Source organism: Aeromonas sp. YN13HZO-058 (assembly GCF_001921245.1).
Lineage (GTDB): Bacteria > Pseudomonadota > Gammaproteobacteria > Enterobacterales > Aeromonadaceae > Aeromonas > Aeromonas allosaccharophila.
Map to the genome: position 1 here is coordinate 141432 of NZ_MQSY01000060.1, position 22276 is coordinate 163707.

Here is a 22276-nt window from a genome sequence, read left to right on the forward strand (position 1 = left end):
CCAGAAGCGGGCGTTGGACTTGTAGATTATTGCACGCAACCCCCTCTCAACGCCCCCACAGCCGCGGGGTCGACTCCACCAGCGAGGCAAGCGGCACCCGCTCCACCACCTGACGCATGTGCTGCACCAGCTCGGGATTGGCATCCCCCAGCGACTTGGTCAGCACGATATGCACCTCCAGCGGAGTGACTGGAAGGTAGATGAGGCGGGTCACCGCAGAGAGCCGGGCGCGAAAATGGTTGGCGGAGATATCGTTGGAGAAGAGCGCGGCATCGATGCGCCCGCGCAGCAACTTCTGCATGTTGCCATGCTCCCAGCTGAGCTGGGAGAGGGTGTCGATATGGATCTGTGGATGCTGCAACAGCGGCGGCACGATCGCCTGACTCGACCAGCCGATGGTGGTGCCGAAGAGATCTTCCTGCCGCTCGACCGAATGAAGTCGCGATGGCACCAGTACCACCAGCACCGGCCGCAGCAGCAACAGGTGGGGGTCGATATAGCGAAAGTGACGAGCTCGCTCGGGACTGTAACTCAGCAGCGGGGTCAGCTCGCACTCGCCGCTCTCGAGGTTGCTGAGCAGCCGCGCCACATTGAGCCCCTGCCATTCGATAGTGCACCCGATCGCGGGTTCGATATGGCGACGAAAGTAGTCGATCACCGGCCCGGAGACCTTGCCCTGCTGATCGATGGTGACCAGTGGCGCCAGCTGGAAGACACATCCCCGCAGTGGTGCGTTAACCGCCACGGCTTGGCTGATGGTCATAAAAGGGAGAAAAAATGCCGATAGCAGTAATACCAAACGCATACCCGAACGAGAGATGCCCATAAGTGCCGACCCGATGCCCTGATAGCCATCAGCATGGCACATGGCAAAGGGGCGGGCTATCTGCTCCCGCCGTTCTGTAGCCACAGTTTCCCCCAATTTCCACCGACATCAACCACACTCACTATTGTTAGTGAAATCAACAAAATCATTGTTTTGCTTGGCTTTTTCTCATTGGATATATTGCCACCTCAATTCATCCATTCCGCTTGGCCGGTATCTTTATGAGACTGTTACTGATTGCTTTGTCCTTTTTTGCTGCAACTGCCAGCGCCAATGAAAAACCCCCCGTGCCTTACTATGACTGGGGCGGTTGTCCGTTTGAAGGGTGCACCTATCAGCAATGGACCACCAAACAGGAGGTGGTCGCCAGAGCCGAGCCTTCGCTGACCGCCAAAACCCTGTTCAAGGTGCCGCGCGGCCAGAATGTAGAGGGGCTTACCGGTGTGGTCATCGTCGAGAGGCCGGGGATAGTCAAAGTTCTGAAACCGGTCACGCTCGGTTATAACGACAAGGGTGAAGGCCCGCTGCTCAAGCTGAACGCGGGCGAACAGCTGTATACGCTGGCCAGCCTCGGGGAAGGGGCGATGCAGTTCTGGTACAAGGGAAAGACCTACACCCTGGACTATGACTACGCGCGCAACCAGATCAAATATGGTGCCACGCCGAAGAGCCAGTGGTGGGTGAAGATAAGGGACAGGCAGGGACGTGAAGGCTGGGTTGCCGAAGCCAAAAACTTCGCCCATATGGATCGTTTCGAATAAGTGAACCATTGCCAGCGCCCTCAAAGCGAGGGCGCTGGCAGGCCAGGGGTTACAGCTTGGGTTGCAGCTTCATCTCGTGCAGATACTCCAGCACCTGGGTTTTGTAGTCCGCCTGATAGGAGAACTTGGTGCTGTCGCACGCCGCAATCAGGTTCACCGCGGTGCAGAACAGGGTCGCAGCCAGCAGCCCTTTGCCAACCCACTGCGGATAGCGACGGCTCCAGCGCACCAACAACAGCAGCATCGGGAACAGGGCATAGGGGAAGATCAGCATCAGGTGCCAGTAGTTGAAGATGATGGGCGACAGCGCCGCACTCACCAGCACCGCCAACACAGCCGCCAGCGCATAGAGACCGAGCCAGCTCTCGCCATTCACCTCGGCCCGCTCACTGCGCAGCAGGCGCGGCTTGAGTTCACGCCACAGTTGCCAGTTAGCCTTGGCCGCCAGCAACACGGTCGCCGCGCCCACCCCGTAGATAACCACCCGCCACAGCCAGACTGCCGCAAGTTGCAGATATTCGTGCCCCGCCAGCCAGATGAACTGGGTGTCGTTGACCAGCTTGCTGGCAAACAGCCAGGAGCCGTAGCGCAGCCAGTAGATCACCGATTTCAGCACCGGATAGACGTGTACCAGCCCCCAGCCGATATAGCGCTGCCGCGCCTCGGGATCCACGTTCTGGGTGATGTGGCTATTGCTCATCACTTCCATGGCATAGGGGATCAGCGATGCACCGATCAACAGCGCCGCCACCACCACCCCGCTCCAGCTCACCTTGAGAATGCGGCGCCAGAAGAGGTAAGTGGACATCACCGCCAGTAGCGGCCAGGAGTAGTGCAACTGCATCGCCATGCCGATAGCCAGCAGGTGAACGATCATGTGCCAGAAGGAGGCCCGCTCGCGCATATGCCAGGCCGACCAGCAGTGCATGGCGGAGAAGAGGAACAGATAGGAGGGGTTGTAGAGCAGACTCTCGTACTGGAACCAGGGGTTGAGCCAACAGAGCACCAGAAACAGCAGCCGCACCACATTGCTATTCAATACATTGCCATTCAATACAGGGTCATCAAACACCTGGCGGATCACCGCATCAAACAGCAGGAAACCGACCAACCGCATAGCCAGCAGCAGCAACATGGGCGCGTAAGGTGAATCCCACAGCAGCAATGGCCCGCCAATCAGCCAGGCCGACAGACTCCCCGGCACATTGCCCACCGCGCTCGCCGCATTGCCATAGCTGAGCCAGACCCCCTCATAAGCCCCCAGGTAACCCTTGTAGAGCATCTGGGTCTGGTCGCCGGTGAGGAGTTGATTAACAGAAAACAACCAGGATAGCAGCAGCCCGGCAAATATACAGGCCGCGAATAATGCGTTATGGTAGCGCCCACTAAGACCAATCATTAATCCACACCTATTGAAAAAATTGCTAACGACTTTAACAGTTGCCACCTGATTTTGCTCGTTTACGATTCACATTTTTAGTAGATTTACCAGTCAGTTATGAGACCTGCGGAGCAGTTATGACCCCACCTGTTAAAAAGTTTTTATTCATTGTTGAAGACTTGTATGGTGGTGGTGCAGAAAAGGTTCTGCTCAATACCGCATCATTGCTAAAAGATGCCGGTGCCGATGTAACCTTGTTTACCTTGCGGAAAAAAATAGATCATACGTTGCCCGACAATATTCATCCGATTGATCTTGGCATTGTCACAAAACTGACCAAAGCCATATCCAATATTGCGATTGAAAAAATACAAGCGTCGCTGATCCTCAAAAAAATCAAAGAGATCTCGCCTGACGTAATTATCTCATGCTCATGTGACAAAATTACCAGACACCTGCCAGAAACACTCAATATTTATTACTGGATCCACGGCAATGTCACCGGTTTTGCTAAAGACAACACCAAAGGATATGAAAAATTCAAATGCTTCTATAATGGCAAGAAACTGATCTGCGTTTCTCGTGGCATCGCGGACGACATTTTGCACAATGTAAAAGCCACCCCCAAATCGTGTCAGGTTATCTACAATCCGTTTGATATCCAGAAAATTCAGGCGTTGGCTGATGAGCCTTTCAGCAAGCCATTCGACAAGTATTTTATCCATGTCGGCACCTTTGAAGAGCGAAAACGCCACGATCGTCTCTTGCAGGCATATCAGCTAAGCGGCGTTGCTACGCCACTCGTTCTGATGGGCAAAGGGGAGCGACGCCCTCACATTGAAGCCATGATCGAGGAGATGAAGCTTGCCAGCCAGGTGAAGATTATCGACTTTCAGAAGAACCCCTACCCCTATATCAAAGCAGCTCAGGCGCTCATCCTGACATCCGATGCTGAAGGACTGCCAACAGTGCTTATTGAAGCACTTATCTGCCATACCCCGGTGATCAGCGTAGATTGCCCGTCTGGGCCGGCAGAGATATTGACGAAACTACTCGATAAATTTCTAATCCCGATAGAAGATATCAGTGGACTGGCCATGGCAATTACAAGTGTTGATCGAATAAGAATTTCCATTGATTCAAACTGTTATCAACCATTTTCTAGTGAAAGTGTGACCGAACAGTTTATATCTTTATGAGAGAGTGTTGGGGAAAACCCCAACTCTCTATAGATAATCAGCCACCCACTTATTAAATACTGTTTTAAACTCAGCAACGTTTATAAAGTTTACGTCTTGTTGTGCAGACCTGGTTTCTGCGTAGATAACACTTGAGTGAGGATTATTTGGATGCCACTCCACATTTTCTGGCATCCCGAAATTATCATTGTAAATACCAAGAACAGGTTTATTCAAACCTGTTGCAATATGCACTGTTGCAGTATCCACAGACACCATACCGGCACAATGCCTTGTCTGTGCAAAGAGCGCAGCCAGAGATGGTTTTTCATGATCACTAATAACCCTGGTTGGGTCACAAACATGAGATAAAACTCGTTCAATGTCCCTCTCACGCCCAGGTGGATACAAGAGACAAATGTTGTAATTTGATGAATCAAGCATCGTGTTAATTAACGCTATGGTTTTCTCAACACTGAAACAACGGGATGTCCCACTGCCATATGGATTGAAACACAACGTTTTATTACTTGGCCACCAAGAGCCAACCCTATCTTCAGCCCCCTGACATGAAGGCACTATATAACTGGTATCAGGGTTAGCAATCTCCATATACTCCAACAGCACTTTAAATTTCTTAGCGAAGTGCATCCCTGCTGTTTTTTGGCCCAACTTGATATTAATACAGTCAAGCTCATCATCGAGTCCTGCTACATTTTTGCTCCCAACTTTGGAGATGAAATAAAGGTCTTTCATCTTCATCTTTTGGCTAAAATGCACAAGATAATCTACATCCCCGATTTCATTGGCTAATTTTTTGAGCTCCATATAGCCAGCCCTCTTGGGTATTTCAAAGACGCAATCAAAGTTAAAAAAGTCTCTAAACAATGGCGCCATTTCAGAGCTGGTAATGACATAGACTTTCCGCTCAGGAAATTTATTTTTAATCTCCCTTGCTACCCAGGAAGAGACGATTGCATCACCAAGCTTAGCATCCCACCTAACAAAAACAGTGGCACCATGTGATGGCGATCTCACTGATGAATGACGATCAAAAAGTAAAATACCCAGCTTGCGGCGAAGGACGTCCCTCCAGAATTGAAAGGTTTTAATCACAGCAATCACCTCCATCTCACTCTATATGCTGACCATAATTTCTGTCATCAATCGTCGATTGGAATAGTCCAACATCCAGACAGCACGGCTCCACACCTGCGGCACTCAATTTATTCCACTGCAGCCGCCCAGTGAGGTAATCAGCTGGCATTCTGATTGGATAAGCTATTTTCAGCAGTTTGTGAGCGCCAGCCAATGTAAGAATATATCCACCTGTAGATATAATTCCTCTTTGTGAGTTTCTACTAGGTGTTAAATATTTTGCTAAACGATACCCCTCTGGCAAAGACGAGTATATTGGGAAGTGTTTCGCCTTGCCATGATGCAAGAATACAATGTCAGAGCTATTTTTATTAATGACCTCGTTGACGATAGCTTTGAAATGCATGTGAACGTATATATCATCTTCTAAAATTACACAGCGTGGGATATTTCTCTCCACCATCACTTCATATATATTGATATGACTCATGGCACAACCGACCTCACCCAAGCTAAGATCATGACCGCAAGTCTCTCTTGCCAAATTGAAATCCACTTTTGCCAAGCGATCTGATGGTAATGACTTACCATCTACAGCGTCGAAAAACTCAAAGCCAATCCCCAAATGAGACATCTGGCGCTCTACCATGGCCCGTCTGTCAGCACTACGTGTCAAACTTATAATAAATACGGGTATCATAGCTATAATAAATCCTGCTTGAGTTCATGACAAAATAAAATAAAAATCAGACTTAATGAGTATAAATACATCATGCTTTGGTGTTCAAAAGGCACATCAAAAATTGCTCCGACAGCGAATGATATAGGGATAAAGACGCCAGCAGATACAAACCCCATTTCTTTCGCAAAAAATATTGCCGGCAATATAAGTATACCCAGTAAGAAAATGAATCCTATACCACCCCGAATAACTAAAGTCTGTAAATACTGATTGTGTGCATGCGCAAGTTCGGGGTTTAGCAACGCTTGTGGCACAAGACCTTGCTTCACTTGCACTTGCTTTAACGCATCAAAACCATCGGTGCCCACGCCGATTAATGGTGACTCGATAAAGCCTAACCAAGCACTTTTCCATGCTACAGCCCTGAGCCCAAGAGATGTGCTGTAATTTCCATTCCCCATGTTTACAACATCAGAAAAACCAGCATCAATTCTATTTTTCACTATACTGCTGTTCAAACATAGCATTCCGAATGCCAACAACAACCCTAGCGTAATTGAAATGTATTTCAATGGTTTTTTTGTTATTTTAACAAGTAACAGCCAGGTAATCACAACTATGAATGCCAGCCAAACACCGCGACTTTGTGAAAGATATAGTGCACACAGCGAAAATAGTGCCGAAATGATATAAAGTCCTTTTTCAAGGCGATTTTCTGAGAAATAAGTTGAAAACCAAAAATTGAGAATTGCCAATGTCATAGCTGCTTGAGAAAAAATTATCGCGTTTGTGAAACCCTCTACTCTAGCTACTCCATGACTATACTGCCATATACTAATGGCCCCCAAGCCAAATCCACCAAGAATAACACCATAACAACCAGACTTTAATAAAAAGACATGTCGTGGCATCAAAAATGTGAAACATATGACATAAATTATGGCACGCATAATGCCATATTGGTCACCATGAACTTGTCTATTTATAAATAGATAAATGGCATAGGATAATAAAATCCATATTATATAACTATTTTTAAACCCCACCGGATAACGATGGATGTAAAAAGAAATCATGCCAATTATGGATGCCACGACAATGAGGTTAGATAGATATGTTTTTCCATCAGTAAAGAAAAACATTCCGCTGAATGCAAAAATCAGGGTGAATGAAAAGATCAGAAGAGCAAATCGCTCCATGCTTATGACACTTTTTGATATCAATTTGATTTCCTGAACACATAATTCCCGCGGATCTTGCGCCACAATCCAAACACATCTGTGCGGGGAAAAATGGCAATCCGGCGGATCTGGAAAGGGTCCTGGTGCATTGCTTTGGGGCCGCTGTTGGTCGCGACGGCAAAACGATACCCGGCGGCAATAGCCTGCTCCTTGGCACTGTCGTTCATATCTCCGTAAGGGTAGGCAAACGAGAGCAGCGGATGGCCAAGCAGGGCCTCCAGTTGGCGTTTATTCTCCTGAATTTCATGGGCTTGTTGCTCGGCAGTGAGCTGACTCAATCGGGGATGGGTCAGGGTATGACCACCAATTTCTACATGGCCGCTGGCGGCCAGCGCCTTGACCTGTTCACCACTCATTAGCGAAACCTTGGTATCCGGATTGGTCGGATGCTCCACATCCCAACGGTTATAGCCTTCACCGGTGACCACGTACACCACAGCTTTGTAACCATATTTTTCCAGCAGCGGCAGCATGCGGGTCAGGTTGTCCTGATAGCCGTCATCGGAGGTGATCATCAGGTACTTCTTGCCGTATTGCAGACGGTGGATAAAGCCTTTGTCCGCCAGATCACGGAACGTCAGGGTTTCATAGCCGAGCCACTTCATCAGACGCAGATGCTTCTCGAACATGGCGATCGGCATCCAGGTGCCGTGCACCCCTTTCTCGCTATCCTGCTCGATAAAGCGGTGGTACATGATGACCGGCATCTCGCGGCGCAGGGTTTCCACCACCGCATCCTGATAGATGGACTCCAGCCCGGAGACGACACCCTGCAAGCCATATTCATCCTGAATGCGTTGGCGAATGGCTTTCGGCACCGTCTTGCTGGCCAAGGCGGATTCGATCTCTCCCTTCAGAGCCACGAAATCGATAGCCAAATCTTTGGGACCGATATCACCAAAGTTGCTGGCCAGCGCCTCATCCAGATTCTGTTCGGTTACCAGCCCGATGGCCTTGGCCTCGCCGATGGCAAACGCCGGACGACCGCACAGCAGCGCTTCCATCGCCACCCGACCGGCGCCGATCACCAAATCGCTACCCGCCAGCAGAGCAGGCACATCATCGACATAGCCAACAAACTCGGCGCCCCCTTCGAAACGGGCAAAGCGCTCCGGCACCTTGGTACCGCTGACAATCCGCACCCGACAGGCATCTAGGTCGAGCACTTCATCGAGCAAACGGTAACAGAGCTCCCCTTTGGGGCCGCTCAGACGCCCGATAATGGCAATCACCGGTTTTGGGGTGTCCGGCGCAGGCACAGGCTGGAATTTGTCAGTTTCGATACCGTTGCGCAGCACCTGCACGATCGCCGGATCGACCCCCAGATTGTCGACAATCTGATGGGCAATATCCTCACAAACAGCAACCGCTCGATAGCCAAGGGCATGGAACGCTTTGCGAGAAGCATGCACCGGCTGGCGACCATGAACCGTGGTGATCATCGGGGTACCGGTCAGCTTGCAGGCGACATAGCTGCTCCAGCCGGAGGCGCGGGAGTGAGCATGCACCAACTGGATATGGTGCTTCTTGATGATATAGATGAGGTAAAAGACGTGCCAGAAGCGGCGCAGAATGCTGCGCTTGTTGAATCTCAGCGTGAAGACGGGGCCAAGGGTCGGTTTGGTCAGGGTGTCTGAAACGTAAAAAACGTTGTGACCACGCCGGGTCAGTTCGTTACCGACCGTGGTGGCATAGACCTCGGCGCCCGTGACTTCGAGCTGGGAGAGTGCCATCAATATATTCATCCTACACGCCCTCCATTGGCAAGACTCGAATAAATAATGCAGCTGGAAGGACGTTTGCTCTCCCCATCTAATAATTGTTCGATCTGCCTCATACTCTCCCGGAGATTGAAAATCTTGGCTCGGTCCTTCGATAAGGAACTATATTTTGATAGCATTTTTTTATTTTCAATCATTTGACGTATTGCAAGTGCAAGCGCATTTGCATCCCCGACAGGAACGAGAACACCATATTTTCCGCCATCGAGCGCTTCACTAGGTCCTGTACAATTTGTTGACACAATAGCCTTCCCCAACGCCATCGCCTCTACGAGTACAACCGGATAACCCTCATAGTGTGAGGACATAACGAATAGATCGCTATCCGCAAGATATGGATATGGATTTTCCTTGAATCCAAGTAGTCTCGTACTATCACCAATATTATTAATATTGACGAATGACTCTAGCCATGCTCTATCATCACCTTCCCCCAAAATAGTAAGGTGATATTTAACCCCTGCATCAATATTTATCTTATGAGCAGCAAGTAAAATATCGAATCCTTTTTGGGCATTGCACAGCCGTCCGATAGCAATAACTTTTATTTGCTCTTCACTCGTAATAGGCTCATGACTTTTCCGCATTATACCTTCGATATCTACGGGGTTATAAACCACTTGAGTATATGGTTTCACTTCAGGATACAATTTCAACAATGCATGCTGTGCACCTTTAGAGACACATACAATGTTGTCCATTTTTTTATAAACGGCGCGCTCAACTTTTCTGGGAAGAATCTGATGGCACAGAAGATCTATATGAATCCACGCAATCTTTCGAACAACAGAGTTCAGATGAGATAACAACAGCGAGCTATTCCCTTCCAAAAATGCGATACCAACATCATATTGTTCACTAAATACGACATTTGCCAACCATTTGGCATTTAGAACAAGATTCCACCAACGCTTCTTAATAGAGAATAAAATTCTGCGCTGAAACAATCCCGATGGTTCGGCCGGCAACAGAAATTTTACTGTTACATTTTTGGGAACTTGAGATAAATATACACCCTCACATCTCAACAACAGCAGAGTAACGGCGTATTTACCAAAATCCAAACGCTTAAGCGTTTCAATAAGGACCTTTTCGGCGCCTCCTCCGCCCAATGTTTCCATTATAAATAAAACTTTTTTCTTCATGCTAACCACATAGAAAATAACGAAAAAGCCGCCTGATTGGCGGCCATTCCGCAAAAGCGAATAATCAGGCCCGGTTGAGCCAGGCCATGTAATCCGCGACCCCTTCGGCAACGGTTTTGAACTCGGCGTCATAACCCACGCTGCGCAGCTTGGTCATGTCAGCCTGGGTGAAGCTCTGGTAGCGGCCCTTGAGATGATCCGGGAAGGGAATGTACTCGATGGCGCCCTTCTGATGATGCTTGATCACCGCTTCGGCCACGTTCTGGAACGGCTCGGCACGGCCGGTACCGCAGTTGAAGATGCCGGAGTGCTGCGGGTTCTGCCAGAACCAGAGGTTTACCTTGCAGACATCGTCGATATAGATGAAGTCACGCATCTGACCACCGTTCGGGAAGCCGTCGCAACCTTCGAACAGCTTGGGATTCTCGCCCTTCTTAACCTGAGTATTGAGGTGGAAGGCAACGGAAGCCATGGAGCCTTTGTGCTGCTCGCGCGGGCCGTAGACGTTGAAGTACTTCAGGCCGACAACCTGAGAGTTGATCTCGGGGATCCAGCGGCGCACGTACTGGTCAAACAGCTGCTTGGAGTAGCCGTAGACGTTGAGCGGCTGTTCAAACTTGGGATCTTCGATGAAGTTGTCGTTACGGCCACCGTAGGTCGCGGCAGAGGAGGCGTAAATAAACGGAATTTCACGCTCGATGCAGTAGTGGAACAGATCCTTGGAGTACTCGTAGTTGACCTCCATGATGAACTTGCCGTTCCACTCGGTGGTGGCAGAGCAGGCGCCTTCGTGGAAGATCACCTCGATGCCGTTGTCCCACTCTTCAAACTCGTCACCGGAGACGATCCGTGCCTGGAACTCGTCTTTGTCCATGTAGTCAGCAATGGTCAGATCGACCAGGTTGACGAACTTGGTGCCGTCGGTCAGGTCATCGATGACCACGATATCGGTCCGTCCTTGAGCGTTCAGCTGCTTGACCAGATTGCTGCCGATAAAGCCAGCACCGCCAGTTACTACGATCATGGAGTTTGCCTCTCGTACGTTGATGGCTACATGTGACTGCTTGTTAAAGCTGTGTATAGTGAGCCAATTTGAAATTGCCGAAAAGTTTATCACGGGCCGCCCGGGGATTCGACCTTGTTCAAAATGCCCCGAGCGGAACCTGTTGGAGGAATGAGTGATGAAAACCAGAGACAGGATCATTCACAGCGCGACCGAGCTGTTCAACGATCAGGGTGAACGCAACATCACCACCAACCATATTGCGGCGCATATGGGCATCAGCCCGGGCAACCTCTACTACCACTTCCGCAATAAAGAAGACATCATCCACTCCATCTTCGACCAGTATGCCCGCCACCTGAGCGAGAGCTTCGTCCCGACCCGCAACCGCGAAATCACCCTGCAAGATCTGATGGGCTATCTGGATGCCATCTTCTATCTGATGTGGCAGTTCCGCTTCTTCTACGCCAACCTGCCGGACATCCTCAGCCGCGACGAACCGCTGCAACAGAAATACCTCAAGGCACAGGAGCAGATGCGCTCCTCCGTGGTCGCGCTGCTCAGGAGCCTGCGTGAAGGGGGCATCATCGATGTCAGCGATGAAGACCTGCCGGATCTGGGCCAGACCATCAAGATGGTGGTGACCTGCTGGATCCCGTTCCAGATCGCCCAGGCTCCCAACACCCGCATCACCAAACCTCTGCTCTATCAGGGGGTATTGAAGGTGCTGTTCCTGCTGCGCCCCTATGTGCAACCCCAGGTGGCCGGACAGATCCAGCTGCTGGAGCAACACTACCGCCAGCTGGCCCAACCAGTTGGGTGAGATCTGTTTCACATTTGTTGAATATCAGCACAATCATTTGAATTTACCGCAACAGATTGCAGTAAAATGTTGCCCTCTGTTGATACGCAGCTGAAATAGCCAATAAGGATCGAGGATGTCTAACGGATTCTATCGTCACCTGACCGAGCAACTGAACCAGGTGCAAGCTGAAGGGTTGTACAAGCAGGAGCGCATCATCACCTCCGCCCAGCAGGCCAGCATCGCCGTCGGCGGTGAGCAGGTACTGAACTTCTGTGCCAACAACTATCTGGGGCTGGCCAACCACCCGGATCTGATCGCCGCCGCCCATCAGGGGCTCGACAGCCACGGCTTCGGCATGGCCTCGGTACGCTTTATCTGCGGCACCCAGGACCAGCACAAAGCGCTGGAGCAGAAGATGTCCGCCTTCCTCGGCACCGAGGACACCATCCTCTACTCCTCCTGCTTCGATGCCAACGGCGGCCTGTTCGAGACCCTGTTCGGCGCCGAAGATGCCATCATCTCCGATGCCCTCAACCACGCCTCCATCATCGACGGCGTGCGGCTGTGCAAGGCCAAACGCTATCGCTACGCCAACAACGACATGGCCAAGCTGGAAGCCCAGCTGAAACTGGCGGATGCCGATGGCGCCCGCTTCAAACTGATCGCCACCGACGGCGTCTTCTCCATGGATGGCGTCATCGCCGACCTCAAATCCATCTGCGATCTGGCGGACAAATACGATGCACTGGTGATGGTGGATGACTCCCACGCCGTCGGCTTTATCGGTGAAAACGGCCGCGGTACCCACGAATATTGTGGCGTGCTGGATCGGGTCGACATCATCACCGGCACCCTGGGCAAGGCGCTCGGCGGCGCGTCCGGTGGCTATACCTCCGGCAAGAAAGAGGTGATCGACTGGCTGCGTCAGCGCTCCCGCCCGTACCTCTTCTCCAACTCGCTGGCCCCCTCCATCGTCGCTGCCACCATCAAGGTGATCGACATGCTGGCGGAAGGTCACGACCTGCGCGCCAGCCTGAAAGAGAACAGCCAATACTTTCGCGAGCGGATGAGCGCCGCTGGCTTCACTCTGGCTGGCGCCGACCACGCCATCATTCCGGTGATGCTGGGAGATGCCAAGCTGGCCTCCGAAATGGCGAGCCGCATGCTGGCTGCCGGCATCTATGTGGTGGGTTTCTCCTTCCCTGTAGTGCCCAAGGGTCAGGCGCGCATTCGCACCCAGATGTCTGCCGCCCACACCCGCGAGCAGCTGGACAAGGCCATTGACGCCTTTATCCGCATCGGCCGTGAACTCGGCGTTATCTGATTTGAATCAAGGGGCTGCAGCCCCTTTTTTCTGCATTCATATTGAAGGAACAGTCATGAAAGCACTCTCCAAACTGCACAAAGAGGTCGGCATCTGGATGACGGATGTGCCGGCCCCCGAGCTCGGCCACAACGACCTGCTGATCAAGATCCGCAAAACCGCCATTTGCGGCACCGATATCCATATCTACAACTGGGACGAGTGGTCCCAGAAGACCATTCCGGTACCCATGGTGGTCGGCCACGAATATGTCGGGGAAGTAGTCGCCATCGGTCAGGAGGTGCGCGGCTTCGCCATCGGCGATCGGGTCTCCGGCGAAGGGCACATCACCTGCGGTCACTGCCGCAACTGCCGCGCCGGGCGCACTCATCTGTGCCGCAACACCATTGGCGTTGGCGTCAACCGTCCGGGCGCCTTTGCCGAGTATCTGGTGATCCCCGCGTTCAACGCCTTCAAACTGCCGGACAACATCCCGGACGAGCTGGCCGCCATCTTTGACCCGTTCGGCAATGCGGTGCACACTGCCCTCTCCTTCGATCTGGTGGGTGAGGATGTGCTCATCACCGGGGCAGGCCCTATCGGCATCATGGCAGCCGCCGTCTGCCGTCACGTGGGTGCGCGCCACGTGGTGATCACCGACGTCAACGAGTACCGGCTGGAGCTGGCCCGCAAGATGGGCGCCACCCGCGCGGTCAACGTCAGCAAAGAGAAGCTGGCCGACGTGATGAGCGAGCTGGGCATGACCGAAGGGTTCGATGTGGGGCTGGAGATGTCCGGCGTCCCGAGCGCCTTCCAGGAGATGCTCGACAAGATGAACCACGGCGGCAAGATCGCCATGCTCGGCATCCCCCCCTCCACCATGGCCATCGACTGGAACAAGGTGATCTTCAAGGGGCTGTTTATCAAAGGGATCTATGGCCGCGAGATGTTCGAGACCTGGTACAAGATGGCCAGCCTGATCCAGTCCGGGCTGGATCTCTCCCCCATCATTACCCACAGATTCCACATCGACGAATTCCAGCAGGGGTTCGATGCGATGCGCTCCGGCCACTCCGGCAAGGTGATCCTGAGCTGGGACAAATAACCCATTTCACCCCTTGGTTACCCGAAACCCGGCGAATGCCGGGTTTCTTTTTATCTCCACCACTCGAATTGCCGTGATATCGCCCAAAACTTTGTACGCAGAGTGTTTAACACTTCACACACAAGCGTTTAAATGGCTGTAACTATTCGGTTATAATCCCGTCGTTTACATGGATAATAAAAGACTGCTGGGAGTATATGAGCGTGTTGAAAAAACTGAGCTATTTGCTGGCTGTCGGGATGACGGCCGCCAGCTTGTCTGGGGCAGTACTTGCTGCCGATGATATGTCACCGGAAGCCATTGCCGAGCGGATCAAACCAATCGGTCAGGTCTATACCGCCAAGGATCTGGAAGGTATTGCCGGCGCGGGTGCCGCACCGGCTGCGACCGCCTCTTCCGGCCCCCGCGATGGCGAGACGGTGTTCAAGGGCGCCTGCTTTGCCTGTCATGATACCGGTGCTGCCGGTGCCCCCAAACGGGGTGACAAGGCAGCCTGGGAGCCTCGCATCGCCCAGGGTATTGATACTCTCAAGAAACATGCCATTGAAGGCTTCACCGGCAAGTCCGGCATGATGCCTCCGCGCGGCACGTGTGCGAGCTGTAGTGATGAAGAGATAGAAAACGCCATTCACTACATGATCGACAAGCTGTAAGTATTTGAAAGGGCCGCAATTGCGGCCCTTTCAATCTCTCGGCTTCCGACTACTCTTGTAAGGTAGACATATCGGGAGTTGCTCATGTCGCCCCAAGCTATCGAACCCCACTACTCAACTCCTCTGTTGGCGTTGATCTCTGCCATTATGGACTTCCCGGCGCCACAATCTGCCACGTCTGACGATTACGATGCCCTGATCCGGCAGATTGACCAACTCTGCCCGCTGCAACACTTCGGCATGCTGGGCCTCGCTGATACCGGCCTGAACTGGCTTTACGCCTACAAGATAAGCGACATCTTCAAGCAGCAACTGGGGCGGGAGCAGTCCCGCATCACCGATCAGCTCACCCAGCTGGATGAGGCCGAAGGGTGGTGCGTCTTTCCCATCGAGCATGGTCAGGTACAGTGGCTGCTGGCTCGTGGCACACCCACCGATCTGCCGACCCTGCGCCTGCTGCTGGAGTGTCTGGCCAAGCGGCTAACCGAAACCCAGGCGGGCTCCCATCTCACCGAGCTGCCTTCGCCGCTGATCCGCAAAGACCCGAACTGGAAAAAGAAAATCGAGAGCATCAGCCGCATCATGCGGCTGGCCAATACCCTGCCGGGTCAGGCGCTGTTTTCCCAGCTGGAGGCGGTACTGCGCCAAATGCTCGCCATCGAGGACATGCTGCTGGTCAGGCTAACCAGCCAGAAGCTGGAAAAGATCTACCCCGCCAATCCTCATCAGGGGGACGAGTTCATCAGCGGGTTGTGCCACAGCACCAGCAATATCGAGGTGAACAGGGAGTCTCGCTACTGGCACAGCATGCCGCTGCGGCTGCAGCAACAGTACTTCGCCCACTTCATCATCAGCACGACCCAGCCGCTGGAAACTGACGACAAGCTGTTCCTCGACTTCCTGCGCGGCCAGCTAACCCTGCTGCTGGAGCTGAGACGGATCCGCCAGCAGCTCAACGACATCAACACCGAGGACTCCATCAACCAGCGGCTGCAACAGCTGCGTCAGACCAACCTCAGGCTGCAAAAGCAGCTCAAGCAGCATCAGGAGCTGGAGCGGCGGTTGCAATTCGATGCGCTCCACGACCCGCTGACTCAATTGCCCAACCGAGCCCTGTTGATGAACCACCTCAACCACGCCATGACTCACTACAACCGCTACAAATCGCCGGGATTTGCGGTGATCTTCATCGATGTGGATCACTTCAAGCAGATCAACGACACCCTGGGCCACAGCGCGGGGGATCAACTGCTCAAAGAGGTGAGCCGCCGCCTGCAAACCTGCATCCGGCAAAATGATCTGGTGGCCAGACTAGGCGGCGACGAGTTTGTCATCTATCTGGACAGCAGCAAGAGCGATGATGACATCAGCCCGGTGCTCAACCGCATTATCAGCCGCCTCTCCTACCCGTTCCGGCTGCTCGGCAACGAGCTGAGCATTACCGTTAGCCTTGGGGTATCGAGCGTCTCGGAGCAGACCACCGATATCAGCCAGCTGCTCCATCAGGCCGATCTGGCCATGTATCAGGCCAAACGCAATGGCCGCAGTCGTATCGTCAGCTACTCGGAAGATTGCATCAACCAGAACTGGAACTCGCCTGAAGAGATGCTGGCCAGAGCCTTGCGGGAAGGGCGTATCGTCCCCTACTTCCAACCGGTGATCCGGCTGCAGGATAGTCGCCTGACCGGACTGGAGGTGATGGCGCGCTGGCTGACCGAGGAGGGCATTCTCAAGGATGCGTTCGACTTTATTCCGCTGGCAGAGCAGTGCGGCCTGATTCTGGAGCTGGATTACCAGATCCTGCGCCACACCTGCCAACAGCTGAAGAACTGGCTGCCGATCTCGGGGCAGAGCAAGTTCAAGGTCGCCATCAATCTGTCGGGCAAGCATCTGGTCAACCATGACCACATCATGCGGCTGATGGGGATCATCGAAGAGGAAGGGGTCGCCCCCGGCTATCTGATTTTTGAATTCAACGAACGGGAGCTGTCGCGGCAAGATTCCGATGCGCTGGCATCACTGCATGACCTGAGATCCAAGGGTATCCAGATCAGCCTCGATGATTTCGGCACCGGCTTCTCCTCCCTCAACGCCCTGTTCCACTTCCCGGTGGATTACATCAAGGTGGATGACAGCTTTACCCAGCGGATGCTGCAATCACCCAAAGATTTGGCGCTGATCCGCGCCATGCGGGATATCTGTCAGGATCTCGATTACACTCTGATAGTGGAGGGGATCGAGAACCAGCTGCAGTTGCAGAAGCTAATCGATATCGGCTGCCAGATGGGGCAAGGGCGCTATATCTCTCCGCCGATGCCGGGAGCTGACATAGTGCCGCTGCTTACCCCGGCCAATCCGTAACGTTAATCCTTCTTGAACAACGCCCGCAGGTTGGCAACACCGACCTGCGCCTTCTGCTGGCGCTCCTCGGCGGTCACCTTCCTCTGGTTTTCCCACTCCAGATCATCCTGCGGCAGCTCCAGCAGGAAGCGGCTCGGCTCGGGCCGTACCGACTCACCAAACTGGCGCCGCTCCTTGCAGAGGGTAAAGGTCAGCTCGGTCTGGGCCCGGGTGATGCCCACGTAGGCGAGACGCCGCTCCTCCTCCACGTTGTCTTCATCGATGCTGGTCTGGTGGGGCAGCAAGCCCTCCTCCATGCCCACCATGTAGACATAGGGGAACTCCAGCCCCTTGGAGGCATGCAGCGTCATCAACTGCACCTGATCGGCATCGTCCTCCCCCTCGTTGCGCTCCATCATGTCGCGCAGGGTGAGGCGAGTGACCACCTGAGCCAGCGTCATCGACTCCTCCAGCTCATCTCCTTCCAGCATCTCGGTGATCCAGCGATAGAGGGTAGAGACGTTCTGCATCCGCATCTCGGCCGCCTTCGGGCTGGGGGAGGTCTCGTAGAGCCACTCTTCGTAATGGATCTCCTTGATCATATCCCGCACCGCCTCCACCGGATTGCCGCGCTGCGCCTGATCGCCAAGACGAACCAGCCAGTTGGTGAATGCCTGTAGGGCCACCAAGCCACGGCCGGAGAGGTGCTGTTCCAGCCCCAGTTCGAAGCTGGCAGCAAACAGGCTCTTGCCGCGCTGGTTGGCATATTGGCCAAGTTTTTCGAGGGTGGTGGGGCCAATCTCGCGACGCGGCAGGTTGACCACCCGCAGGAACGCGGTGTCCTCGTCCGGGTTCACCAGCAGCTTGAGGTAGGCCATGATGTCCTTGATCTCGGTGCGGGAGAAAAACGAGGTACCGCCGGAGATACGATAGGGAATGCGGTTGGTCATCAGCGCCTTCTCGAAGATGCGCGACTGATGGTTGCCCCGATAGAGGATGGCGTAATCCTTGAACCGGGTACGGTTCATAAACTTGTGGCCCATCATCTCGGCGGCGATCCGCTCCGCTTCGTGCTCCTCGTTCTTGGCGAACAGCACCTTGAGCTTCACCCCCTCATCCAGCTCGGAGAAGAGCGCCTTGTCATAGACGTGGGGATTGTTGGCGATCAGGATGTTGGCGCACTTGAGGATACGCCGCTTGGAGCGGTAGTTCTGCTCCAGCTTGATCAACTTGAGGCCGGGGAAATCTTCGTTCAGCAACACCAGATTCTGCGGTTTGGCGCCGCGCCAGGAGTAGATGGACTGGTCATCATCCCCCACCACGGTAAAGCGGGCCCGTTCGCCGACAATCTGCTTCACCAGCTCGTACTGGCTGGTGTTGGTGTCCTGATACTCATCGACCAGCAGGTAGCGGATCTTGTTCTGCCAGCGCTCACGCACCTCCTGATTGCTCTTGAGCAACAGGGTCGGCATCACGATGAGGTCGTCAAAATCCAGCGCGTTATAGGCCACCATCTGGCGGTGATAACGCTCGTAGAGCTGGGCCATCAGCACCTCTTCCGGCCCGCGGGCGATGCGCATGGCGCGGGCAGGCAGGATGAGATCGTTCTTCCAGTTGGAGATCTGGCTGATAAGGGCCGAGAGCTTGTCCTTGTCGTTGTCGAGCTCGTCTTCGGTGAGCTCCTTGAGCAGCGCCAGCTGATCGGTGTCATCGAACAGGGAGAAGTTCGCCTTGAGATTCAGGCTCTTGTGCTCACGACGAATAATATCGAGACCCAGGGTATGGAAGGTGGAGACCATCAGCCCCCGCGCCTCCTTGCGGCCCAAAGTCTGGCCAACCCGCTCCTTCATCTCCCGTGCCGCCTTGTTGGTAAAGGTAACTGCGGCGATGTTGCGCGCGTTGTAGCCGCACTGCTGCACCAGATAGGCAATCTTGTTGGTGATGACGCGGGTCTTGCCCGATCCGGCACCCGCCAGCACCAGGCAAGGGCCGGAAACATACTTGACCGCTTCGTTCTGATTGGGGTTGAGCTTCATGGGCCGGATCTCTTGGCTTATGATGAGGGGCGGCATTGTACCAGAAATCACCCGACGAGCCTTACCTGCTGCACGGCAGGCAACCGCCAATCGGGCTTATCGCGCCTTGTGTTCGGGCGCTATTTTCAGGATCATGGCCGACCTTTCGAGATGATGACTTTTTCCAGATGATGAGGGGAGCATGAATCAGCAACAGCACGACCAACTGCGCAGCCAGTTTCCGGCCTTGGCGCAGGAGGTAAACGGCCACCCTCTGGTCTATCTGGACAACGCCGCCACCACCCAGAAACCGCAAGCGGTACTGGATGCCATCGCTCACTACTATCGGGCCGACAATGCCAACGTGCACCGTGCCGCCCACGCCCTGAGTGGCCGCGCGACCCGCGCCTTTGAGGCTGCCCGCGAGACTGTCACCCGCTTTATCAATGCGCCCCGCAGCCACGAGGTGATCTGGACTCGCGGCACCACGGAGGCGATCAATCTGGTAGCTCAGAGCTGGGGGATGAGCGAGCTCAAGGCGGGGGACGAAATCATCCTCAGCACGCTGGAGCATCATGCCAATATCGTCCCATGGCAACTGGCCGCCCAGCGTATCGGCGCTGTGATCCGGGTTATCCCGCTCGATGAGCGGGGCGATCTCGATCTGGCCGCCTATCACGCAATGCTGGGGCCACGAACCCGGCTGGTAAGTGTGGCCCACGTCTCCAATGCCCTTGGCACCGTCAATTCAGTCAAAGAGATAGTGGCAGCGGCCAAGGCAGTCGGCGCTCTGACCCTGATCGACGGCGCTCAGGCGGTGGCTCATCTCGACGTCGATGTGCAGGCCATCGGTTGCGACTTCTACGCCTTCTCCGGCCACAAGCTCTATGGCCCGACCGGCATCGGCGTGTTATGGGGTCGCACCGAGCTATTGGAACGGATGCCGCCCTGGCAAGCAGGTGGCGAGATGATCGATCGAGTCAGTTTCAGCGGCACCACCTTCAATACCCTGCCCTTCAAGTTCGAGGCGGGTACCCCCCATATCGCTGGCGCTATCGGCCTCGCCGCCGCTATCGACTTTGTGATGGCGCAAGATCGGCAATCGCTCGCCCAGCATGAGCAGAGCCTGACAGACTATCTGGTCGCTGGCCTACAACAGGTGCCGGGGCTGCGTCTGATCGGCGAACCCGGCCAACGCGCCGGTGCGGTCTCCTTCCTGCTCGAGGACATCCACCCGCAAGATGCCGCCACCCTGCTCGATATGCAGGGGATCGCCCTGCGAGTCGGCCATCACTGCGCCATGCCGCTGATGGAATCGCTCGGGATCGGCGGCACCATGCGTGCCTCGCTGGCCTGCTACAACAATCGGGATGATGTCGACACCCTGCTGGCCGCCCTGCACAAACTCAGTGACTTCTTCTAAGGCAGACAACCGAATGAGTGATCTCGCAAGCTATACCCAGATTGGCCTTGAGCCCAATGCCGACAGCATCCGCCAGCAGTTTGCCGCCGCTCACGGCTGGGAGAACCAGTACCGGCTCATCATCCAGCTCGGCAAGCTATTACCCGTACTACCCGGCGAATGGCAGCAGGAGGAGTTCCGCCTCAAGGGGTGTGAAAGCCAGGCCTGGCTGAAGGGAGAAAAAAGCGAGGATGGCTGCTGGCACTTTGCCTGTGATTCCGATGCTCGCATCGTGCGTGGCCTCATCGTCATCGTGCTGGCCGCGCTCAACCACCAATCGTCTGCGGCGATCCAGGCTTTTGATATGGAAGGCTATTTCAGCGAACTGGGGCTTGAGAAACACTTGAGCCCGTCACGAGGTAACGGGCTCAGAGCGATCGTGCTGGCGATCCGGGAGCGGGTTGTCTAACCCGCTTTGTGCAGAGGTCGATTACGCTTCGCTAATCGACCCTGCTTCTTCATTTCCGGCCTCTTTCTCGGCGCGGGCACCCCGCTCGGTAATCTTCTTCAATACCCGGGACGCGGCAACCAGCCCGAAAGTTGCCGTCACCGGCGTCACGGCACCAAAGCCGGAGGCGCAATCCATCTTCATGGTGCCATCGCTGGCCGCCTTGGCCTGACAGGTGCCACCATTACCATCCGGATAGCTCAGCTGCTCGGTTGAGAAGACACACTCCACCCCGAACTTGCGCGCCGGATTCTTGCTGAAGTTATGCAACCGGCGCAGGTCGGATCGCACCTTGGCAGCCAACGGATCCTGAATGGTCTTGGCCAGATCGGCCACGGTGATTTGGGTCGGGTCCATCTGTCCGCCAGCACCACCTGCCACGATCACCGGGATCTTGTTGCGTTTGCAGAAGGCAATCAGCGCCACCTTGGCCTTGACCGAGTCTATGGCATCCACCACATAGTCGAACTCCCGCTTGATATGCTCGGCCAGGTTGTCGGCAGTAACGAAATCGTCCACCTCGATCACTTCGCAATCCGGATTGATGGCGCGAATACGCTCGGCCATCACCTCGGTTTTGAGGCGACCGACCGTGCCCAGCATGGCGTGGATCTGGCGATTGGTGTTGGTGATGCAGATATCGTCCATGTCGATCAGGGTGATCTGGTTGATACCGGCGCGGGCCAGCGCCTCGGCCGCCCAGGAGCCCACGCCGCCGATCCCCACCACACAGACCTTGGCCTGGCTAAAGGAACGCAGGGCATTCTGACCATAAAGACGGGCAATGCCCCCGAATCGCTGTAGATATTCTGCTTTCATACCACCACCTTGCTTGAGGGCGGCCATTATAGCGACAACCACGGCCTGCGGCGATGGCGTAACCGGAGAAAATCGGGGAGGAAAAACAGAGGAAACGGCAGAGAAGATGGAATAAAAGGTCAATATTCAGGCAATTTGCTGAATTGCAGGCAATAAAAAACCCCGCTCATCGAGCGGGGTTTCTTGTATTGGGTGCCTGGCAGTGTCCTACTCTCGCATGGCGAATGCCA

General features: G+C 54.2%; 19 protein-coding genes. 9 read left to right on the forward strand and 10 right to left on the reverse strand.

What is annotated here, in order from left to right:
- Window positions 1-46 precede the first annotated feature (46 nt).
- Window positions 47-763, reverse strand: a complete 717-nt coding sequence (locus tag BSP75_RS15530; RefSeq protein WP_075113800.1) for a transporter substrate-binding domain-containing protein — start codon at window positions 761-763, stop codon at window positions 47-49.
- 284 nt (window positions 764-1047) lie between these two features.
- On the opposite strand from BSP75_RS15530, the gene BSP75_RS15535 reads away from it, so the two are divergent.
- Entirely contained in the window at window positions 1048-1587 is a 540-nt protein-coding gene (locus tag BSP75_RS15535) for a hypothetical protein (RefSeq protein WP_075113801.1), read from the forward strand.
- A 49-nt stretch (window positions 1588-1636) separates the two neighbouring features.
- Here the strand turns inward: BSP75_RS15535 and BSP75_RS15540 are convergent, their stop codons facing one another.
- On the reverse strand, window positions 1637-2869 hold the full coding sequence (locus BSP75_RS15540) for a 3-deoxy-D-manno-octulosonic acid transferase (RefSeq protein ID WP_083617217.1): 1233 nt from the start codon (window positions 2867-2869) through the stop codon (window positions 1637-1639).
- Window positions 2870-3105: 236 nt separating this feature from the next.
- Here BSP75_RS15540 and BSP75_RS15545 point away from each other — a divergent pair, with 236 nt between their 5' ends.
- Window positions 3106-4167 carry a glycosyltransferase gene (locus BSP75_RS15545; RefSeq protein ID WP_075113784.1) on the forward strand — a complete coding sequence of 354 codons (1062 nt, stop codon included), beginning with the start codon at window positions 3106-3108 and terminating at the stop codon, window positions 4165-4167.
- Window positions 4168-4194: 27 nt separating this feature from the next.
- Here the strand turns inward: BSP75_RS15545 and BSP75_RS15550 are convergent, their stop codons facing one another.
- From BSP75_RS15550 to rfaD, 6 genes are all read right to left on the reverse strand, one after another.
- Window positions 4195-5277 (reverse strand): glycosyltransferase family 9 protein, encoded by a 1083-nt coding sequence (locus BSP75_RS15550; protein WP_148140736.1) that lies wholly within the window; start codon window positions 5275-5277, stop codon window positions 4195-4197.
- A gap of 1 nt (window position 5278) precedes the next feature.
- Entirely contained in the window at window positions 5279-5944 is a 666-nt protein-coding gene (locus BSP75_RS15555) for a glycosyltransferase family 25 protein (protein ID WP_075113785.1), read from the reverse strand.
- Between the two features lie 2 nt (window positions 5945-5946).
- On the reverse strand, window positions 5947-7125 hold the full coding sequence (locus BSP75_RS15560) for an O-antigen ligase family protein (protein ID WP_075113803.1): 1179 nt from the start codon (window positions 7123-7125) through the stop codon (window positions 5947-5949).
- 20 nt (window positions 7126-7145) lie between these two features.
- Entirely contained in the window at window positions 7146-8912 is a 1767-nt protein-coding gene (locus BSP75_RS15565; protein ID WP_075113786.1) for a polysaccharide deacetylase family protein, read from the reverse strand.
- Window positions 8909-10093: a glycosyltransferase gene (locus BSP75_RS15570; protein ID WP_075113787.1), complete on the reverse strand. Its 1185-nt coding sequence runs from the start codon at window positions 10091-10093 to the stop codon at window positions 8909-8911. The genes BSP75_RS15565 and BSP75_RS15570 overlap by 4 nt, the downstream gene beginning before the upstream one ends.
- A gap of 64 nt (window positions 10094-10157) precedes the next feature.
- Entirely contained in the window at window positions 10158-11117 is a 960-nt protein-coding gene (gene rfaD, locus BSP75_RS15575) for an ADP-glyceromanno-heptose 6-epimerase (protein ID WP_075113788.1), read from the reverse strand.
- 157 nt (window positions 11118-11274) lie between these two features.
- Here rfaD and BSP75_RS15580 point away from each other — a divergent pair, with 157 nt between their 5' ends.
- The 5 genes from BSP75_RS15580 to BSP75_RS15600 all read left to right on the forward strand — a co-directional run bounded on the left by BSP75_RS15580 (window position 11275) and on the right by BSP75_RS15600 (window position 17323).
- Window positions 11275-11919, forward strand: coding sequence for a TetR/AcrR family transcriptional regulator (locus BSP75_RS15580; protein WP_075113789.1), 645 nt, complete (start codon window positions 11275-11277; stop codon window positions 11917-11919).
- A gap of 115 nt (window positions 11920-12034) precedes the next feature.
- Window positions 12035-13225: a glycine C-acetyltransferase gene (locus BSP75_RS15585; protein WP_075113790.1), complete on the forward strand. Its 1191-nt coding sequence runs from the start codon at window positions 12035-12037 to the stop codon at window positions 13223-13225.
- A gap of 55 nt (window positions 13226-13280) precedes the next feature.
- Entirely contained in the window at window positions 13281-14309 is a 1029-nt protein-coding gene (tdh, locus tag BSP75_RS15590) for an L-threonine 3-dehydrogenase (RefSeq protein ID WP_033137598.1), read from the forward strand.
- Window positions 14310-14506: 197 nt separating this feature from the next.
- On the forward strand, window positions 14507-14962 hold the full coding sequence (locus tag BSP75_RS15595) for a c-type cytochrome (protein WP_042658304.1): 456 nt from the start codon (window positions 14507-14509) through the stop codon (window positions 14960-14962).
- 84 nt (window positions 14963-15046) lie between these two features.
- Window positions 15047-17323: an EAL domain-containing protein gene (locus tag BSP75_RS15600; RefSeq protein WP_075113791.1), complete on the forward strand. Its 2277-nt coding sequence runs from the start codon at window positions 15047-15049 to the stop codon at window positions 17321-17323.
- A gap of 2 nt (window positions 17324-17325) precedes the next feature.
- Here BSP75_RS15600 and rep read toward each other — a convergent pair whose 3' ends face one another.
- Window positions 17326-19338: a DNA helicase Rep gene (gene rep, locus BSP75_RS15605; RefSeq protein ID WP_075113792.1), complete on the reverse strand. Its 2013-nt coding sequence runs from the start codon at window positions 19336-19338 to the stop codon at window positions 17326-17328.
- Window positions 19339-19519: 181 nt separating this feature from the next.
- Here rep and BSP75_RS15610 point away from each other — a divergent pair, with 181 nt between their 5' ends.
- Window positions 19520-20740 (forward strand): cysteine desulfurase, encoded by a 1221-nt coding sequence (locus tag BSP75_RS15610; protein WP_075113793.1) that lies wholly within the window; start codon window positions 19520-19522, stop codon window positions 20738-20740.
- Window positions 20741-20753: 13 nt separating this feature from the next.
- The gene (locus BSP75_RS15615) at window positions 20754-21188 is read left to right on the forward strand and encodes a SufE family protein (protein ID WP_075113794.1); all 435 of its coding nucleotides are present in this window, start codon (window positions 20754-20756) and stop codon (window positions 21186-21188) included.
- 21 nt (window positions 21189-21209) lie between these two features.
- Here the strand turns inward: BSP75_RS15615 and tcdA are convergent, their stop codons facing one another.
- Entirely contained in the window at window positions 21210-22046 is an 837-nt protein-coding gene (gene tcdA / locus BSP75_RS15620; RefSeq protein ID WP_075113795.1) for a tRNA cyclic N6-threonylcarbamoyladenosine(37) synthase TcdA, read from the reverse strand.
- Window positions 22047-22276: the final 230 nt, after the last annotated feature.

Excerpts from the sequence above, each read along its gene's own strand:
- BSP75_RS15530 (WP_075113800.1), bottom strand. The coding sequence starts at position 763 with ATGACCATCAGCCAAGCCGTGGCGGTTAACGCACCACTGCGGGGATGT.
- BSP75_RS15535 (WP_075113801.1), top strand. The coding sequence starts at position 1,048 with ATGAGACTGTTACTGATTGCTTTGTCCTTTTTTGCTGCAACTGCCAGC.
- BSP75_RS15540 (WP_083617217.1), bottom strand. The coding sequence starts at position 2,869 with ATGCTCTACAAGGGTTACCTGGGGGCTTATGAGGGGGTCTGGCTCAGC.
- BSP75_RS15545 (WP_075113784.1), top strand. The coding sequence starts at position 3,106 with ATGACCCCACCTGTTAAAAAGTTTTTATTCATTGTTGAAGACTTGTAT.
- BSP75_RS15550 (WP_148140736.1), bottom strand. The coding sequence starts at position 5,277 with ATGGAGGTGATTGCTGTGATTAAAACCTTTCAATTCTGGAGGGACGTC.
- BSP75_RS15555 (WP_075113785.1), bottom strand. The coding sequence starts at position 5,944 with ATGATACCCGTATTTATTATAAGTTTGACACGTAGTGCTGACAGACGG.
- BSP75_RS15560 (WP_075113803.1), bottom strand. The coding sequence starts at position 7,125 with ATGGAGCGATTTGCTCTTCTGATCTTTTCATTCACCCTGATTTTTGCA.
- BSP75_RS15565 (WP_075113786.1), bottom strand. The coding sequence starts at position 8,912 with ATGAATATATTGATGGCACTCTCCCAGCTCGAAGTCACGGGCGCCGAG.
- BSP75_RS15570 (WP_075113787.1), bottom strand. The coding sequence starts at position 10,093 with ATGAAGAAAAAAGTTTTATTTATAATGGAAACATTGGGCGGAGGAGGC.
- rfaD (WP_075113788.1), bottom strand. The coding sequence starts at position 11,117 with ATGATCGTAGTAACTGGCGGTGCTGGCTTTATCGGCAGCAATCTGGTC.
- BSP75_RS15580 (WP_075113789.1), top strand. The coding sequence starts at position 11,275 with ATGAAAACCAGAGACAGGATCATTCACAGCGCGACCGAGCTGTTCAAC.
- BSP75_RS15585 (WP_075113790.1), top strand. The coding sequence starts at position 12,035 with ATGTCTAACGGATTCTATCGTCACCTGACCGAGCAACTGAACCAGGTG.
- tdh (WP_033137598.1), top strand. The coding sequence starts at position 13,281 with ATGAAAGCACTCTCCAAACTGCACAAAGAGGTCGGCATCTGGATGACG.
- BSP75_RS15595 (WP_042658304.1), top strand. The coding sequence starts at position 14,507 with ATGAGCGTGTTGAAAAAACTGAGCTATTTGCTGGCTGTCGGGATGACG.
- BSP75_RS15600 (WP_075113791.1), top strand. The coding sequence starts at position 15,047 with ATGTCGCCCCAAGCTATCGAACCCCACTACTCAACTCCTCTGTTGGCG.
- rep (WP_075113792.1), bottom strand. The coding sequence starts at position 19,338 with ATGAAGCTCAACCCCAATCAGAACGAAGCGGTCAAGTATGTTTCCGGC.
- BSP75_RS15610 (WP_075113793.1), top strand. The coding sequence starts at position 19,520 with ATGAATCAGCAACAGCACGACCAACTGCGCAGCCAGTTTCCGGCCTTG.
- BSP75_RS15615 (WP_075113794.1), top strand. The coding sequence starts at position 20,754 with ATGAGTGATCTCGCAAGCTATACCCAGATTGGCCTTGAGCCCAATGCC.
- tcdA (WP_075113795.1), bottom strand. The coding sequence starts at position 22,046 with ATGAAAGCAGAATATCTACAGCGATTCGGGGGCATTGCCCGTCTTTAT.